Source organism: Sulfurimonas sp. (genome assembly GCF_023228785.1).
Lineage (GTDB): Bacteria > Campylobacterota > Campylobacteria > Campylobacterales > Sulfurimonadaceae > Sulfurimonas.
On sequence record NZ_JALOAN010000016.1, the window covers coordinates 1 to 15,123 of the forward strand.

16 protein-coding genes are annotated in these 15,123 nt (G+C 33.8%); 10 read left to right on the forward strand and 6 right to left on the reverse strand.

Going from position 1 to position 15,123, the window contains the following annotated elements; all coding sequences use genetic code 11:
* The coding region (locus M0Q24_RS05575; protein WP_295048360.1) for an rRNA adenine N-6-methyltransferase family protein at positions 1–228 on the reverse strand (228 nt) is incomplete at its 3' end.
* Positions 229–310: 82 nt separating this feature from the next.
* Positions 311–775 carry a CZB domain-containing protein gene (locus tag M0Q24_RS05580; RefSeq protein WP_295048266.1) on the reverse strand — a complete coding sequence of 155 codons (465 nt, stop codon included), beginning with the start codon at positions 773–775 and terminating at the stop codon, positions 311–313.
* Between the two features lie 202 nt (positions 776–977).
* Here M0Q24_RS05580 and hisF point away from each other — a divergent pair, with 202 nt between their 5' ends.
* The 4 genes from hisF (at position 978) to M0Q24_RS05600 (ending at position 3,826) form a co-directional block, all read left to right on the forward strand.
* Entirely contained in the window at positions 978–1,736 is a 759-nt protein-coding gene (hisF, locus tag M0Q24_RS05585) for an imidazole glycerol phosphate synthase subunit HisF (RefSeq protein WP_295048268.1), read from the forward strand.
* Between the two features lie 4 nt (positions 1,737–1,740).
* Positions 1,741–2,286, forward strand: coding sequence for a purine-nucleoside phosphorylase (locus M0Q24_RS05590; RefSeq protein ID WP_295048271.1), 546 nt, complete (start codon positions 1,741–1,743; stop codon positions 2,284–2,286).
* A complete protein-coding gene (rlmN, locus tag M0Q24_RS05595; protein WP_295048273.1) occupies positions 2,283–3,353 on the forward strand; it encodes a 23S rRNA (adenine(2503)-C(2))-methyltransferase RlmN in 1,071 nt (356 codons plus the stop codon). Before M0Q24_RS05590 ends, rlmN begins: the two co-directional genes overlap by 4 nt.
* Positions 3,354–3,583: 230 nt before the next feature.
* Complete coding sequence (locus M0Q24_RS05600) at positions 3,584–3,826, forward strand: hypothetical protein (protein ID WP_295048275.1); 243 nt, start codon at positions 3,584–3,586, stop codon at positions 3,824–3,826.
* Between the two features lie 929 nt (positions 3,827–4,755).
* Here the strand turns inward: M0Q24_RS05600 and M0Q24_RS05605 are convergent.
* Positions 4,756–5,682: an RluA family pseudouridine synthase gene (locus tag M0Q24_RS05605; RefSeq protein ID WP_295048277.1), complete on the reverse strand. Its 927-nt coding sequence runs from the start codon at positions 5,680–5,682 to the stop codon at positions 4,756–4,758.
* 115 nt (positions 5,683–5,797) lie between these two features.
* Here M0Q24_RS05605 and purB point away from each other — a divergent pair, with 115 nt between their 5' ends.
* The 6 genes from purB to M0Q24_RS05635 all read left to right on the forward strand — a co-directional run bounded on the left by purB (position 5,798) and on the right by M0Q24_RS05635 (position 13,110).
* Positions 5,798–7,126, forward strand: a complete 1,329-nt coding sequence (gene purB, locus M0Q24_RS05610) for an adenylosuccinate lyase (protein ID WP_295048279.1) — start codon at positions 5,798–5,800, stop codon at positions 7,124–7,126.
* 70 nt (positions 7,127–7,196) lie between these two features.
* Positions 7,197–9,563, forward strand: a complete 2,367-nt coding sequence (locus M0Q24_RS05615) for a ribonucleoside-diphosphate reductase subunit alpha (protein ID WP_295048281.1) — start codon at positions 7,197–7,199, stop codon at positions 9,561–9,563.
* A gap of 1 nt (position 9,564) precedes the next feature.
* A complete protein-coding gene (locus M0Q24_RS05620) occupies positions 9,565–9,930 on the forward strand; it encodes a hypothetical protein (protein ID WP_295048283.1) in 366 nt (121 codons plus the stop codon).
* Positions 9,931–9,940: 10 nt separating this feature from the next.
* The gene (gene fliW, locus M0Q24_RS05625; RefSeq protein ID WP_295048285.1) at positions 9,941–10,324 is read left to right on the forward strand and encodes a flagellar assembly protein FliW; all 384 of its coding nucleotides are present in this window, start codon (positions 9,941–9,943) and stop codon (positions 10,322–10,324) included.
* Between the two features lie 90 nt (positions 10,325–10,414).
* Positions 10,415–11,770: a Do family serine endopeptidase gene (locus M0Q24_RS05630; protein WP_295048286.1), complete on the forward strand. Its 1,356-nt coding sequence runs from the start codon at positions 10,415–10,417 to the stop codon at positions 11,768–11,770.
* Between the two features lie 59 nt (positions 11,771–11,829).
* Positions 11,830–13,110 (forward strand): citrate synthase, encoded by a 1,281-nt coding sequence (locus tag M0Q24_RS05635; protein ID WP_295048288.1) that lies wholly within the window; start codon positions 11,830–11,832, stop codon positions 13,108–13,110.
* A gap of 16 nt (positions 13,111–13,126) precedes the next feature.
* Here M0Q24_RS05635 and M0Q24_RS05640 read toward each other — a convergent pair whose 3' ends face one another.
* The 3 genes from M0Q24_RS05640 to ruvC form a co-directional block, all read right to left on the reverse strand.
* Entirely contained in the window at positions 13,127–13,438 is a 312-nt protein-coding gene (locus M0Q24_RS05640) for a pyrimidine/purine nucleoside phosphorylase (protein ID WP_295048290.1), read from the reverse strand.
* Positions 13,439–13,491: 53 nt separating this feature from the next.
* A complete protein-coding gene (locus M0Q24_RS05645) occupies positions 13,492–14,457 on the reverse strand; it encodes a PAS domain-containing protein (protein ID WP_295048292.1) in 966 nt (321 codons plus the stop codon).
* A 98-nt stretch (positions 14,458–14,555) separates the two neighbouring features.
* The gene (ruvC, locus tag M0Q24_RS05650; RefSeq protein WP_295048294.1) at positions 14,556–15,032 is read right to left on the reverse strand and encodes a crossover junction endodeoxyribonuclease RuvC; all 477 of its coding nucleotides are present in this window, start codon (positions 15,030–15,032) and stop codon (positions 14,556–14,558) included.
* Between the last annotated feature and the right edge of the window lie 91 nt (positions 15,033–15,123).

Below are 15,123 nucleotides of genomic sequence, written 5' to 3' on the forward strand. Positions count from 1 at the left end.
AATCTCTTCTTTAAATTTACTTTGTAACAGTTTACACAAATCGGTATCGACCTCAAAAGCTTCTACACTTTTGACATCTACTAAATATTTAGTTAAATCACCTAAGCCAGGTCCAATTTCTACGATTTTATTATCGTTATTGGGCATCGCTTCGACAATCTTTCTAAGGACACTTTGATCTTTTAAGAAATTTTGTCCATATCTCTTCTTAGCTACTATCGCTTTTATCTTCATAAGCAAGAGTGTATAGTAATTATACTTAGGATAAGTTAACAATCTAGGTAAAGTTTAATATTCACTTAAAATTACTCTACATCAATTTTTTGATTTTTTCTTCTGAAACCGCTAATATTCTTCGTTCTAGCCTATTTAACTCTTCTACAAGCTCATCAGAAATGCTTTCTAAGTTAACATAATATTCTTTTGCTTTATTGGTTTCTTCATCTGTTATATTATTTTTTTTTCCAAAAAGTCTTGAAAAAAATCCACCTTTTGGTTTATTAAAATATATATTAAATATATTCATATATACATCATGTAGGTTAAAATGTAGTCTTTCTATTTTATTCATACACTCTATAGGATTATTAGAAAGCGCATTCAATACTTGCCCTTGACTATAAAACCATTCTCCGAACTTACACTCTGTAGAATCAACAGGAATTGCATCTTCTTTTACATCCATACCATTTATAAGAAATTTTGCTTTTTGTACCCATTTTACATGAGCAGATTTAGCAGCTCTAAGATGTTCAAGAATATGTTCTTTTTCCATAATATTTCCTGTATTGTTTATTTTCGTCATTATAACAATTTTTAATGAATTAAATATTAAAAATAATACTATATGTTAAAAGAATAATGTTTCATGTGAAACATCAAATTTTAAGTTATAAACAGCTCTTTTGTTTCTTAACCATATTTAAATATAAGCACTAAAGTGTATAATTGCAAGATATTATACAAGGCTTTATACTATGAACTACTTTGCTAAAAGAATCATTCCTTGTCTTGATGTTAAAGATGGACGAGTTGTAAAAGGTGTTAACTTTGTTGGCTTAAGAGATGCGGGAGATCCCGTAGAAATTGCTAAACGCTACAACGAAGAGGGTGCTGATGAGATTACATTTTTAGATATTACTGCATCTAATGAGAACAGAGACACTATAGTTGATATCGTAGCAAGGGTTGCAAAAGAGGTTTTTATACCTCTGACTGTTGGTGGTGGTATTAGAAAACTAGACGATATTTACAAACTTTTAAATGTAGGCTGTGACAAGGTTAGCGTGAACTCTGCAGCTCTTCATCGTCCAGAACTCATAGATGAAAGTGCAAAACGTTTTGGATCTCAGTGCATTGTAACAGCTATAGATGTTAAAAAAACTGGCGATAAATACACAGTTTACTTAAATGGCGGAAGAGTAGATACTGGCATAGATGCTCTTGAGTGGGCAAAAGAAGTAGTAAATCGTGGAAGTGGAGAGATCCTTTTAACGTCTATGGATGCTGATGGCACTAAGGCTGGATTTGAGCTAAACATAACAAGAATGATCTCTGAGGCTGTTAATGTTCCTGTTATTGCAAGCGGTGGAGCTGGCACAATGGAGCACATAAAAGATGCTTTTGAAGCAGGAGCTGACGCTGCACTTGCTGCATCTATATTCCACTACAAAGAGATAGACATTATGGATCTTAAGCGTTACCTCTCACAAAACAATATCCCTGTGAGACTATAACTCTATGATAATATGTGCAGGAAATAACGAAACATTTGACTTTGCAATACCTATGGGAGTCGGTCTCATTGAGACTGCAATGAACCTAACAAGACTTTGCCTTTTTGATAAACCAGAGTTTCTACTTTTTGTTGGAAGTGCTGGTAGTTATGGAGATAAGAAGATCTTTGATATAGTTGAGTCTAAAACTGCAGCTAACATCGAGTTAGCGTTTTTAAATTCTGACGCTTACACTCCGCTTGACAATGTTGTCTCAACTAACACAGACACAAATATAAAAGATGTTATAGTCAACTCTTCTAACTATATCTCAACTAACGAAGAACTAACAAAGAAGTTTTTAAAACTTGGGATTGGCATAGAAAATATGGAGTTCTTTAGTGTTTTAAAGGTTGCAGAGGAGTTTAACATCCCTGCTGGTGGAGTTTTTTGTATAACTAACTACACTAACAAAAATGCTCACGAGGACTTTTTAAAAAACCACCAAAAGGCTAAAGAACTTTTAGAAGAGCATGTAAAAAAGAGAATTAAGGAGCTAACAAAAAGATGAGCAAACCATCACTTCTTGACTTTACAAAAAAAGAGTTACTAGCACTTATAAAACCAAGCTTTAGAGTAAACCAGATCTTTGGTTGGCTCTACCATCAATATGCCGAGAGTTATGATGATATGAAAAACATCCCAAAAGCGCTAAGAGAAGAGTTAGCTCAAAAGTATATAGTAGATCCACTAAAGATCATAAACAAAGAGATCTCAACTGATGGCACTATAAAGTATCTTTTAGAACTTCAAGATGGCAAAACTATGGAAGCTGTTTGGCTTAAAATGAAAGATGCTATCTACGCTGAGGATGGAGAACTTGTTCAAGAAGCAAGATTTACTATCTGTGTTTCAACGCAAGTCGGGTGTAAAGTAGGGTGTGCTTTTTGTCTAACTGCTAAAGGTGGCTTTACAAGAGATCTAACTACTGGCGAAATAGTAGCTCAAGTAGTCACGCTCAAGCGAGACAACAAACACAAACACAACAGAATGATAAACATAGTCTATATGGGAATGGGCGAACCTCTTGATAATCTCGACAACCTTGCAAAGGCGATAGAGATCTTTAAAGAAGAAGATGGTTTGTGTATTTCTGGCAAAAGACAGACAGTATCTACAAGTGGACTCAGTAACAAGATAGACAGACTAGGGGAGATGGATCTAGGCGTTCACATTGCTATTTCACTTCACGCTGTGGATGATGAACTTAGAACTGAACTTATTCCTATGAACAAAGCTCACAATATTGCTTCCATCATAGAAGCGGTAAAGAGATTTCCAATTGACACAAGAAAAAGAGTTATGTTTGAGTACCTTGTTATAAAAGATAAAAACGATGACTTAGGATCTGCTAAAAAGCTTGTAAAACTTCTAAGTGGCATAAAAGCAAAAGTAAATCTGATCTACTTCAACCCATATCCTGGCACACCTTACGAGAGACCTTCTAAAGAGAGCATGGTTAGCTTTGCAGACTATCTTATCAATCATGGGCTTCTATGTACCATAAGAGACTCTAAGGGCATAGATATAAGTGCAGCTTGTGGGCAATTAAAAGAGCAGAGTAAAGTTATTGCTTAAGGGCAAAGGAGAGTAAATGAATTATATAGAAGTATTTCAAATAATTTTTTTGATACTAGTTTTTGCTGTAGGCGTTATAGGCTTCATAAGAGCTGCAACAAGTAGCGACGAAAAAGACAAATCATAACCTTTTTGTAATAAAGCTTATGATAATATAACATTCTAAACAAGCTAAACTCTTAAAAATGAACTCGTTTCTTTTGTAGAGAAATAAATTAAGGAGAACAATAATGGCAGAAAGCAAAAAAACAAACACAGATCGCATAAAAAGAATATATGATTTATGTAAAGTACATTTTGGTGATATTCGTTTCGTTGGTATAAAGTACCATAAAAAAATAGGTTGGATAGCAAAAGCTCAATTTGATGGTGATTTTGAAAATCTAACTGCTGATGGTGAAACAAGTGTTGAAGCACTTCGTAACTTAAAAAATCGTGTGAAAAAAATCATAAAAAGATACAACGCAGTGTGATAGTATAAATCTCTTTAACGAGTAAACCTACTGTCATCCTGAACTTGATTTAGGATCTCTTTAGGTTTTAAAACAACTCATATGCCAACAAATTTTGAGTTTATAAGACCTCATGAGATTGCGGGTCAAGCCCGCAATGACGAAATAGATCAATCTCACAATGATGAAATGGATCAATCCCACAATAAAAACCATTGTCATCCTGAATAGATCAATCCCACAATAAAAATATCGTCATCCTGAACTTGATTCAGGATCTCTTTAGGTTTTAAAACAACTCAGATGCTAACAAATTCTGAGTTTCTAAGACCTCATGAGATTGCGGGTCAAGCCCGCAATGACGGAATAGTTCAATCTCACAATGATGAAATAAATCAATCTCACAATGATGAAATAGGTCAAGCCCGCAATGACGGGATAGATCAATCTCACAATAAAAATTATCGTCATCCTGAACTCTAAAGAAAAATTTTGCATAGCAAAAAGTGGTTCTCTTTCTTTGATTTAGGATATAAAATATAATGATTGTTTTGTTAATAACTAGAAGAATGTTAGCCTAAACGACCAACACACCAGGGAGGTCGTTTATGAATATAATAATACCCTACTTTTCTTATAAGAATATAATCTTATAAGCCTACAACTAAAACCACAAATATAATCCATTTTAAAACTAAACAATAAAACAAACTACATAAATCACCTAAATAAGGGACTATTCACACTGTGTTGTAAGCTGTGAATATCTTTTTGATTTCTCTCTGATAAATTTGAAAATTTACTCTTTTTTTAAGAAATATTTTATATAAAATTATGCTGAAAAAGCAATGCTGTTAATTGGCTTTAAATCCCTAAATATAGGGCTTTAAAGCCTATTATATAAAAAAAACAATTTATAAAATAAATGTCTTTTAAATATCTAGCTTTTTTTATTCACATAATGTTTGACTATTCACATAACTAAGGCACTCTTTAGCAAAATCTACTCTACTTTGGATCTTATACATATTTCCATATAACTCAAACTCCAACTCACTTGCATGAAGTAAAAGTCTTGTAGCTCCACTTAGTTTCGTTCTTTCTTTGTCATCTAAATCTTTATCTAAAAAACGAACTATATTTTCTTCACTTTGTCCATAAATAGGATCTCCTACTATAGAATGTTTCACATGAAACAAATGCACCCTGATCTGATGCTGTCTTCCAGTATAAGGAAAACACTCAACAAGAGTCATATCTTTCTCTTTAAAATACTTCAATGGTTTTATATCTGTCTTAGATGCTTTTCCATCTTCATGTACCTTTACAACCATTCTAACCATGGCACTCTCATCTTCACGTCTTAAAAGTGGAGCTTCTATGCACATAGCATCTTTTAGCTCTCCATGAACAAGTGCAAGATATTTCTTTTTCATATCCCTTTGTTCAAACATCATCTTTATATCTCTCTCGCTATCTTTGTTTCTAGCACAAAGAACAAGTCCACTTGTCTCTTGGTCTATTCTATGCGCGATGTTTGCATCTCTGCCAAACTGATACTTTAGTTCATCTATAAGAGAGTAGGGAGTTTTTCTGTTTTGTGGATGAATAAGCACACCGCTTGGCTTATCAAAAAGAACAAACTCATCATAGACTGCTGTTGGCTCTAATCCTCTTGTGATGGGTTCGAAGTATATAAATTCAAACTCACCCTCAACTTCTCCAGCAGTTCTAGTCATCGGTTCACCATCTACAAAAAGTCTTCCTTTTGCAATAAGTCGTTGTGCTTCCTTTTGTGTATAGTTTAACTCTTTTATGAGATATAAAAATGCTTTTTTTTTCTCTTTGGCAAACATTTTTTTTATAATAAATGGCAAAATTATCTTCCTTATTTAATCAAGATTTTACAATTATTTATGTAGAATCAATGACTTAATTTATGTACAAATTTTAACATAATACTTAACATAAAAATCATAAGGAAGCTATATAATGATAGATAGATACTCTCGAGAAGAGATGAGTTCAAAGTGGACTTATCAAGCAAAATATCAAGCTTGGCTAGATGTAGAAAAAGCTGTTGTAAAAGCATGGGCTAGACTTGGAAAGATTCCTCAAGAGGATGCTGATAAGATAGTTAAAAATGCCAACTTTGATATCAAGCGCATAGATGAGATAGAAGCGGTAACAAGACACGACCTTATAGCTTTTACAACAAGTGTATCTGAAACACTTGGGGATGAGTCAAGATGGTTTCACTATGGTATGACATCATCTGACACTATAGATACCGCTGTAGCACTTCAAATGAAAGACTCTCTAGAGTTAATCATCAAAGATGTGAAGATGCTTATGGAATCAATAAAGAAACGCGCTGAGGAACATAAGATGACTCTAATGGTTGGTAGGAGTCACGGAATACATGGAGAGCCTATAACTTTTGGTTTAGTTTTAGCTGTTTGGTATGATGAGATGGCAAGACACTTAGAGAACTTAGAGCAGACCATGGTAGTAATCTCTGTCGGTCAAGTAAGTGGAGCTATGGGTAACTTTGCTCACGCGCCTCTAGAACTTGAAGAGTATACTTGTGAAGAGTTAGGACTAAAGTCAGCTCCAGCATCTAACCAAGTTATCCAAAGAGATAGATATGCAAGACTAGCAACAACTTTAGCTTTAATGGCATCTACAATAGAGAAGTTTGCAGTTCAAGTTCGCCACTGGCAAAGAACAGAAGTTTATGAGTGTGAAGAGTATTTTGCAAAGGGGCAAAAAGGCTCATCAGCTATGCCACACAAAAGAAATCCAATCCTTACAGAAAACATCACAGGACTTGCTCGTATGGTTAGAGCTTATGCGATACCTGCTATGGAAAATGTAGCCCTTTGGCATGAGAGAGATATATCTCACTCTTCTACTGAGAGATTTTGGCTTCCTGATGCTTTTATAACAACTGACTTTATGCTACATCGCATGAACAGTGTTATAGCAAACTTGACTGTTTATCCTGAGAATATGATGAGAAATCTAAACCTAACTGGTGGACTTGTATTTTCTCAAAGAGTTCTTTTAGAACTTCCTATAAAAGGTGTAAGTCGTGAGGATGCTTACAGAATTGTACAAAGAAATGCTATGAAAGTTTGGGAAGAGATCCAGCAAGGAAAAGCTACTACAAATGAGAATGGCGAGAGTTTATATCTTAACCATTTATTAGCAGATGAGGAGTTAAGAAATTCACTTAGCGAAGAGCAGATCCGTGAGTGTTTCAACTATGACTACTACACTAAAAATGTGGATGCAATATTTAATAGAGTATTTACTTGAAGCCACAATAACAAAGTTTTAAGTATATAAAACAAACTATTTAAACAGATACTTTACACTAGGAAAATATATGATTACAGTTATAAAAAGAAATGGTAGAACAGAGCCTCTTGATATTTCAAAGATACAAAAATATACTTCAGCAGCTATTGCAGGACTTGAAAATGTATCTCAAAGTGAACTAGAAGTTGATGCACAGATTCAGTTTCGCGATGGCATTACTTCTAAAGAGATCCAACAGACTCTTATAAAAACCGCAGTTGATAAGATAGACATAGATGCACCAAACTGGACTTTCGTTGCATCTAGACTCTTTATGTTTAACCTCTACCATCAAGTAAATGGCTTTACAGGTTATGACACACTAGAGAAGTACTTCAAAAGAGGCGAAAAAGAGGGCAGACTTCTTCAAGGTTTAGCAGAAATGTACGACCTAGAAGAGCTAAACAAACATATAAAACCAGAGAGAGATATGCTCTTTAACTATTTGGGTGTTAAAACACTTTATGATAGATACCTTATAAAAGACAGAAACTCTAACCCAATAGAGCTTCCTCAACATATGTTTATGGCCATAGCAATGTTTTTAGCTCATAGAGAAGAAGATAAACATGAGTGGGCACTAAAATTTTATAACATGATCTCTCAGTTTGAGGTTATGCTTGCAACTCCAACTCTCTCAAATGCAAGAACAACAAGACATCAACTATCATCTTGTTACATAGGATCTACTCCTGACAATATAGAGGGAATTTTTGACTCATACGCTGAGATGGCTATGCTCTCTAAGTTTGGCGGAGGCATCGGTTGGGACTGGACTGGGATCCGTTCAATGGGATCTTATATAGATGGACATAAAAATGCAGCAGGTGGAACTGTTCCATTTTTAAAGATAACAAACGATATCGCCATTGCAGTTGATCAGTTAGGCACAAGAAAAGGTGCTATTGCTGTTTATATGGAACCTTGGCACATAGATATAAATGACTTTTTAGATTTAAAGAAAAACTCTGGTGAAGAGCGTCGCCGTGCACATGATCTGTTTCCATCAATGTGGCTAAATGATTTGTTTTTAAGAAGAGTTCAAGAAGATGGAATCTGGACACTTTTTGATCCTTACGATGCTGGAGATCTAGCTACACTTTATGGAGAAGAGTTTGACAAACGATATATGGAACTTGAAGAAGATGAGAGCATTGTAAAAGAGAAGATAAAGGCTAAAAACCTTTGGAAAAAGATACTAACGTCTTACTTTGAAACAGGTTCTCCTTTTTTATGTTTTAAAGACAATGCTAACCGTGCTAACCCTAACAATCATGTTGGTGTTATAAGAAGCTCTAACCTTTGTACTGAGATATTTCAAAACACTAATCCAAACCACTATAAGATAAAACTCATCTTTGAAAATGGTGACTTTGTATCTTATGAAGAAGATGAGATAGTAACTGTTGATAGTGGCGCACAAAAACCAGCTAAGAAAATAACTGCACTAGATTCACTTGGTGGACTTCCAATCTATGTAGTTGAAAAAGAAAAGATAAATGGTGATACTGCTGTTTGTAACTTAGCATCAGTAAACCTTTCTCGTATAAACACTAAAGAAGATATAGACAGAATCGTGCCTATAGCAATTCGTTGTTTGGATAATGTTATAGACCTTAACTTTTATCCAATAGAAAAAGTAAAACGAACTAACATGAAGAGTAGATCTATCGGTCTAGGTGTTATGGGTGAGGCACAAATGTTAGCTGAACAAGGCATATCTTGGGGAACACAAGAACACTTTGATAGGATAGATGAAGTTATGGAAGCTGTTAGTTATAACGCTATCTCTGCATCATCAGATCTAGCTTTAGAAAAAGGAAAGTATCCTGATTTTGAAGGATCTCAGTGGAGTAAAGGCACTATGCCAATGGATCACGCTAACGCTGAAGTTAGAAACTTAGTAGATCGTGGAGGCTTATTTGCATCTACTTATGAGTGGGATGATTTAAGAGCTAAAGTTAAAAAGCAAGGTATGAGAAATGGTTATCTAATGGCTATTGCACCAACAAGTTCTATCTCTATCCTTACTGGAACTACTCAAGCTATAGAGCCAGTATTTAAAAGAAAGTGGTTTGAAGAAAATCTAAGCGGACTTATCCCAGTGGTTGTTCCAAATCTCTCTCCTGAGACTTGGTCTTACTATACTCCTGCTTATGATCTAAACCAAACTGCACTTATAAAAGCTGCAGCCATTAGACAGAAGTGGCTAGATCAAGGTCAGAGTCTGAACATTTTTATAACACTTGATAAAGCTAGTGGAAGATACTTAAATGAGATCTATATGCTAGCTTGGAAGCTAGGCCTAAAATCAACTTATTATCTTCGTTCACAATCTCCTGAAGTAGCAAATGATGTTGAAGATAGAAGTATGGAGTGTGTAGGTTGTCAATAGGATGAAACCACTACTTGAAAAAGATCTTGAAAGATTTTGCACAAGATTTATTAAGTTTGTAGATGCAGAACTTCGCTCATTTGAAGTAATATCAAAAGATGTTATAAAAGTTGTTATAGCTACACAAGACAGTTCTAGAGATTATGATTGGGTAACAATAACTTTAGAGTTTAATAATGTTAGTGATGCAAAGCTTCTAAAAGATGATAAACTATCTCTTATAGATATGAGTGATGGACTTACTATTTTAAGTCAAGATAGTCTTTTTGCATTTGGTGTTGGAAATTATGATAATATATTTGGTATAAAAAATGCTATATGCTATATAATATCTTCTAGTATCAAATACAAAGAGGAACAATTTTAAGGAGAAACTGATGCAAAAGTATGAAGTAAAGGGTAATATATTAGGTTTTGAAAAAACAATGAATGTAGAAATAGTTCAGATTGATAATCTTTTTTCAACAATAAGAGATCTAGATAATGAGGGTATTTCTTTTACAGTAGTAAATCCTTATGAATTAAGAGAATACTCATTTGATGTAAAATCAAATATAAAAGTTCTTTTAGATATAAAAGAAAACTCTAATCTTAGTGCTTATAACATTGTAGTTATTCAAAAACCTCTTGAAAATTCTACTGTAAACTTTTTAGCACCTATAGTTATAAACAACGATAACATGACAATAGCTCAAGCAGTTCTTGACCCAAAAAGACATCCCGACTTTGGAATGGCAGAAAGCATAAAAGCTTTTATGTAGTTAAACCATTAACCAAGCGTTATATATTCGTTAGCATTTCGTAAACCAAATGCTTATAAACTTTGATATTTCATTATCAAGGAAAAACGGATGAAAAAAATACTTTTACTGTGTTTACTCTCTCTATCTTTACTTAATGCTAAAGATGGAGTGAACTTCAAATATGCTGATGAAAACACTCAGCGAAAAAATCCCACAAGTCAAAGCTTTATCCTCTCTTATAACAATGTTTTAAAAGATATTAGAACAAGTGTTGTAAATATATCTACAAAAAAAACTATAACTGCCCAAAGGGGATATCAAAATCCATTCTTTTTTGAACAACCAAGAGTTCCACAAGGAACTTCGGGGAGTGGTGTAGTTATTTCAAAAGATGGTTATATAGTTACAAATAATCATGTTGTAGATGGTGCAGATGAGATAAAAGTTAGTTTAGCCGATAGCAAAAAAAGCTATATTGCAAAACTAATAGGTAGTGATGCAAAGAGTGATATTGCCATTATAAAAATAGATGCAGGTGAGTTAAATGCAGTTACTTTTTATAACTCGGATAATGTTAGAGTTGGTGATGTTGTCTTTGCTCTTGGAAATCCCTTCGGAGTTGGAGAGACTATCACACAAGGAATAGTCTCAGCTACTGGAAGAAATGGCATCGGAATAGTTGAGTATGAAGATTTTATACAAACAGATGCATCTATAAACCCAGGTAACTCTGGTGGAGCACTAGTAAACTCTGCGGGACATCTTATAGGCATAAACTCCGCTATTATCTCACGAAGTGGCGGAAATGATGGTATAGGACTTGCAATCCCTTCTAATATGGTCACTTCAATAGCATCGCAACTTATCGACAATGGCAAATATACACGCGCATATTTAGGTGTTGGTATAGATGATATTAGTGAAGACATGAGCAGTTTTTATAATAATGAGTATGGAGCATTAATTATAAGTGTTGAAGAGAATTCTCCTGCACAAAAAGCTGGACTAAAAAGAGGAGATTTAATCATCTCAATAAATGGCAAAAAAATACAAAATGCTAGTATGTTAAAAAATATAATAGGCTCTTACCAACCATCAAGAGTTGTAAATATGAAATTTTTACGAGATAAAAAGATAGATATAGTAAATGTGGAGTTAGGCTCACTAAATAAAGAGCTATCAAATGCAAATGTAAATTATAAAGGTTTAAATGTAGTCTCACTTCCAAAAGAGACACAAAAAGTTTTACAAAATAACACTTATATATCAGGTGGCGTTTTAGTTGATAGTGTAGATACAAACAGTGAAGCTTATAATATTGGTATAACAAAAGGTGATATTATAATTCAGATAGAGCAGACAGAAATAAAAGATATAGATGATTTTAGATCTGTTACCTCAAGCCAAGAGAAGAAAAGATTTTATATCTTTAGAAGAGGAAGTGTAGTTGCAACTGTTTTGTAATATCAAATAAAGTTTATATGATATAATAATTTACTATTTTAGATGCAAAGGTTTTATAAATGAGCAACGATACAGTAACACTTATAGATAATAGAACTGGAAAGTCTTATGAGCTTCCTATATTAGAAGCAACAGTCGGTCCTTCTGTTATTGACATTTCAACTCTTTACCAAGATACAGGAATGTTTACATTTGATAGAGGTTATACATCTACTGCATCTTGTCGCTCAAAGATAACTTATATCGATGGAGATAAAGGTAAACTGATGTATAGAGGATATGATATTTCATATCTTGCAACTGAAAAAACATTTCTTGATACTGCATATTTACTTTTAAATAAAGAACTACCAACTCAAGAAGAGCTTGAAAATTTTAAAGAAGAGATGGCAAAACGCTCATTTATTCATGAGGGTATGAAAAAGCTATTTGACTCCTTTCCAGATCAAGCTCATCCAATGGCTATTCTTTCTGCTGGTGTCTCAGCACTATCTACTTTTTACTTTGATCATTTAGATATAGATTCACCTGAAGAATACATGGAAATGGCAAATAGAATCATTGCTAAAATTCCTACTATTGCTGCTTTTTCATATAGATATTCAAATGGTCTTCCTATTATCTACCCAGATATGGAGAGAGGTTTTGCAGAGAACTTTTTATATATGATGAGAGCCTATCCTCACAAGTATGTAGATTTAAGAAATATAGAGATAAAAGCACTAGACACTATTTTAACTCTTCACGCAGATCATGAACAAAATGCATCTACAACTGCTGTTCGTAATCTTGGATCTACTCACGCACATCCATATGCGGCTATTAGTGCTGGGATTGGTGCTTTATGGGGTCGAGCTCATGGTGGAGCAAATGAGTCCGTTATTCGCCAACTAGAGATGATTGGCACAGTTGATAGAGTCGATGAGTTTATAGCACGTGCCAAAGATAAAAATGATCCTTTTAGACTTATGGGATTTGGACATCGTGTTTATAAAAACTTTGATCCTCGTGCTAAGATTCTTAAAAACATTAGAGATGAACTCATAGTAGAGTTAGGAATAGATAGTGAGCTTGTAGCGGTTGCTAACAAGATAGAAAACATTGCTTTAAATGATGACTACTTTGTTAGTAGAGGTTTATATCCAAACATAGACTTCTACTCAGGTCTTATTCTTCAAGCTCTAAAAATTCCAAAAGATATGTTTGCTGTTATATTTGTTATAGGAAGAGTCCCTGGGTGGATCTCTCAATGGATCGAATTAAAAGAGCAAGACAACATAAAAATAGCTCGTCCTCGCCAACTCTACTTAGGACCTGATGACAGAACTCCAATATATTAAATATTGGAGTTAAAATTTAATCGATGTAAGAACAACAATAGTCGGTAACTGTTTTAACTCTAACATCAAAAGATGAGTTAGATGCTACATTGAAAGACTCTGGAGTGTTTAGAGTTTTCCACTCCTCATCTGGAAGTTTAACCTCTAAATTACCACTTAGCATCTCCATAATCTCAGCTTTATTCGTATTGAAAGTATATTCTCCTGGTAGCATAACACCAAGTGAAATTTCTGAACCATCTTCTAACTCAACACTTCTGCTTGTTACACTTCCATCATAATAAATGTTTGCTTCTTTTTTTATAGTTGCATTTGTAAACTTGCCCATAATTTTCTCCTTAACTTTCTGTAATATTTGATTATATCAAAACTAACTAAACCCTATTCCCAATCAAGAAGTCTTTGTTGACCCTCAAGTTCTCTTATATGAGTAACATCTTGACTAACTTCTATAACACCTTTATAATTTTTCGCATCATCACGAATAGCAAAGTATCTAATGTGAATAAATTTGCCCTTAAATGTTATCCAAAACTCCGCTTCATCTCTACGACCTGCTTTAAACTCTCTTAATATCATCAAAACCTGATCAACAGACTTTGGAGGATGACAAAATTTTACCTCACGACCTATAATTCCTGCACTTCTTGGAAAGACCCTATCATCACCACGATTATAAAAGATAACAATATCATTTTCATCAACATAAGTGATATCAACAGGCATAAATTTTAAAAGCCAGTTTATCTGTTCTGGCAACATATGACCCTGTTCTAGATCTATCCTTCCCTCAAGCGAAAAAGGGAGTTTTCTCTTTTTAGTGTCTAATGATGGGTGAATATATTCATCTTCTGTGTGAGCAGGATAAGCAGTTGGTTTTTCATCAAACATCCAACCTATCTCTTCATCTCCATCTCGCATCTCCATCCAATCACTCTCTTGTAACATCTCTAATGCTCGTGGAAGAAGTCTACCCTCTTCTACTTGCATAATGTGTTCTAAGTTATGAAAAAGATTTTGTAAAACCATCATAAGTGACTCTTTTTCATCACTCTCAACGAGGTTTCTAGCTTGTTTTACTATAGCTCTTATATCGTCATGAAAAGCCCACATATTTTGAGATGGAGATGTCCAGCCGTATTGTTCTAAATATGGAAAAAGTTGGTTCTCTTTTCTTGCAAAGTGTTTTTCAACTAAACAAAGTCTTGCAAATTTCTCTTTAAACTCATCTTGGTTTTTAACTATATCTATACTATTGATACTTGCCATTAAACCACGAATGAGTTGATTTTCTTCTAAGTAAACTCTAACTGGATGTCCCTCTGGGAGATTTGTAAATTGATTCATATCATATTTCCTTTAGCTACACTAGTGTAATTTTATTTTTGATTGTATCTACTTTATATCTTTTATTTTTTGATATGTAGCAAGAGTTTCTTTTTAAGTTATTTTCTTAATCTAACTCTTTGTGAGTGAGTAATAGCAACAGCCATTGCATCTGATATATCTAGTGGTCTTATCTCTTTTTTTATGTTTAGTAGTCTTTTAACCATAAAAGCAACTTGTTCTTTTGTAGCTTTTCCATTTCCAGTTAGTGCTTTTTTTACTTGAAGCGCAGTGTATTCACTAAAATGTCCATGAACTTGTAAAATTTTTAGCATAATAGCCCCACGAAATTGTGCTAGTTTAATAGTTGTGGCTGGATTGTGAGCATAAAATATATCTTCTACTGCTACTTCATCTATGGTGTGATTTTTAAAAACAATATCAAGAGCTTCTACCATTTGAGGTATCTGAAATTGTAGATCTTCTGCTTTCATCTTTATAAGTCCTGCCCCAAGCAGAGAGATTTTAGAATTTTCTAGCTTTATGAGTGCATAGCCCATATTTCTAGTTCCTGGATCCAATCCTAGTATTGTCATATTTTTAATCTTTTTTTTAAACATTATATACAAAAGAGTTTAAAACTTATTCACATAGTAATATTTTAGTTATTCACATATATTTAATAGA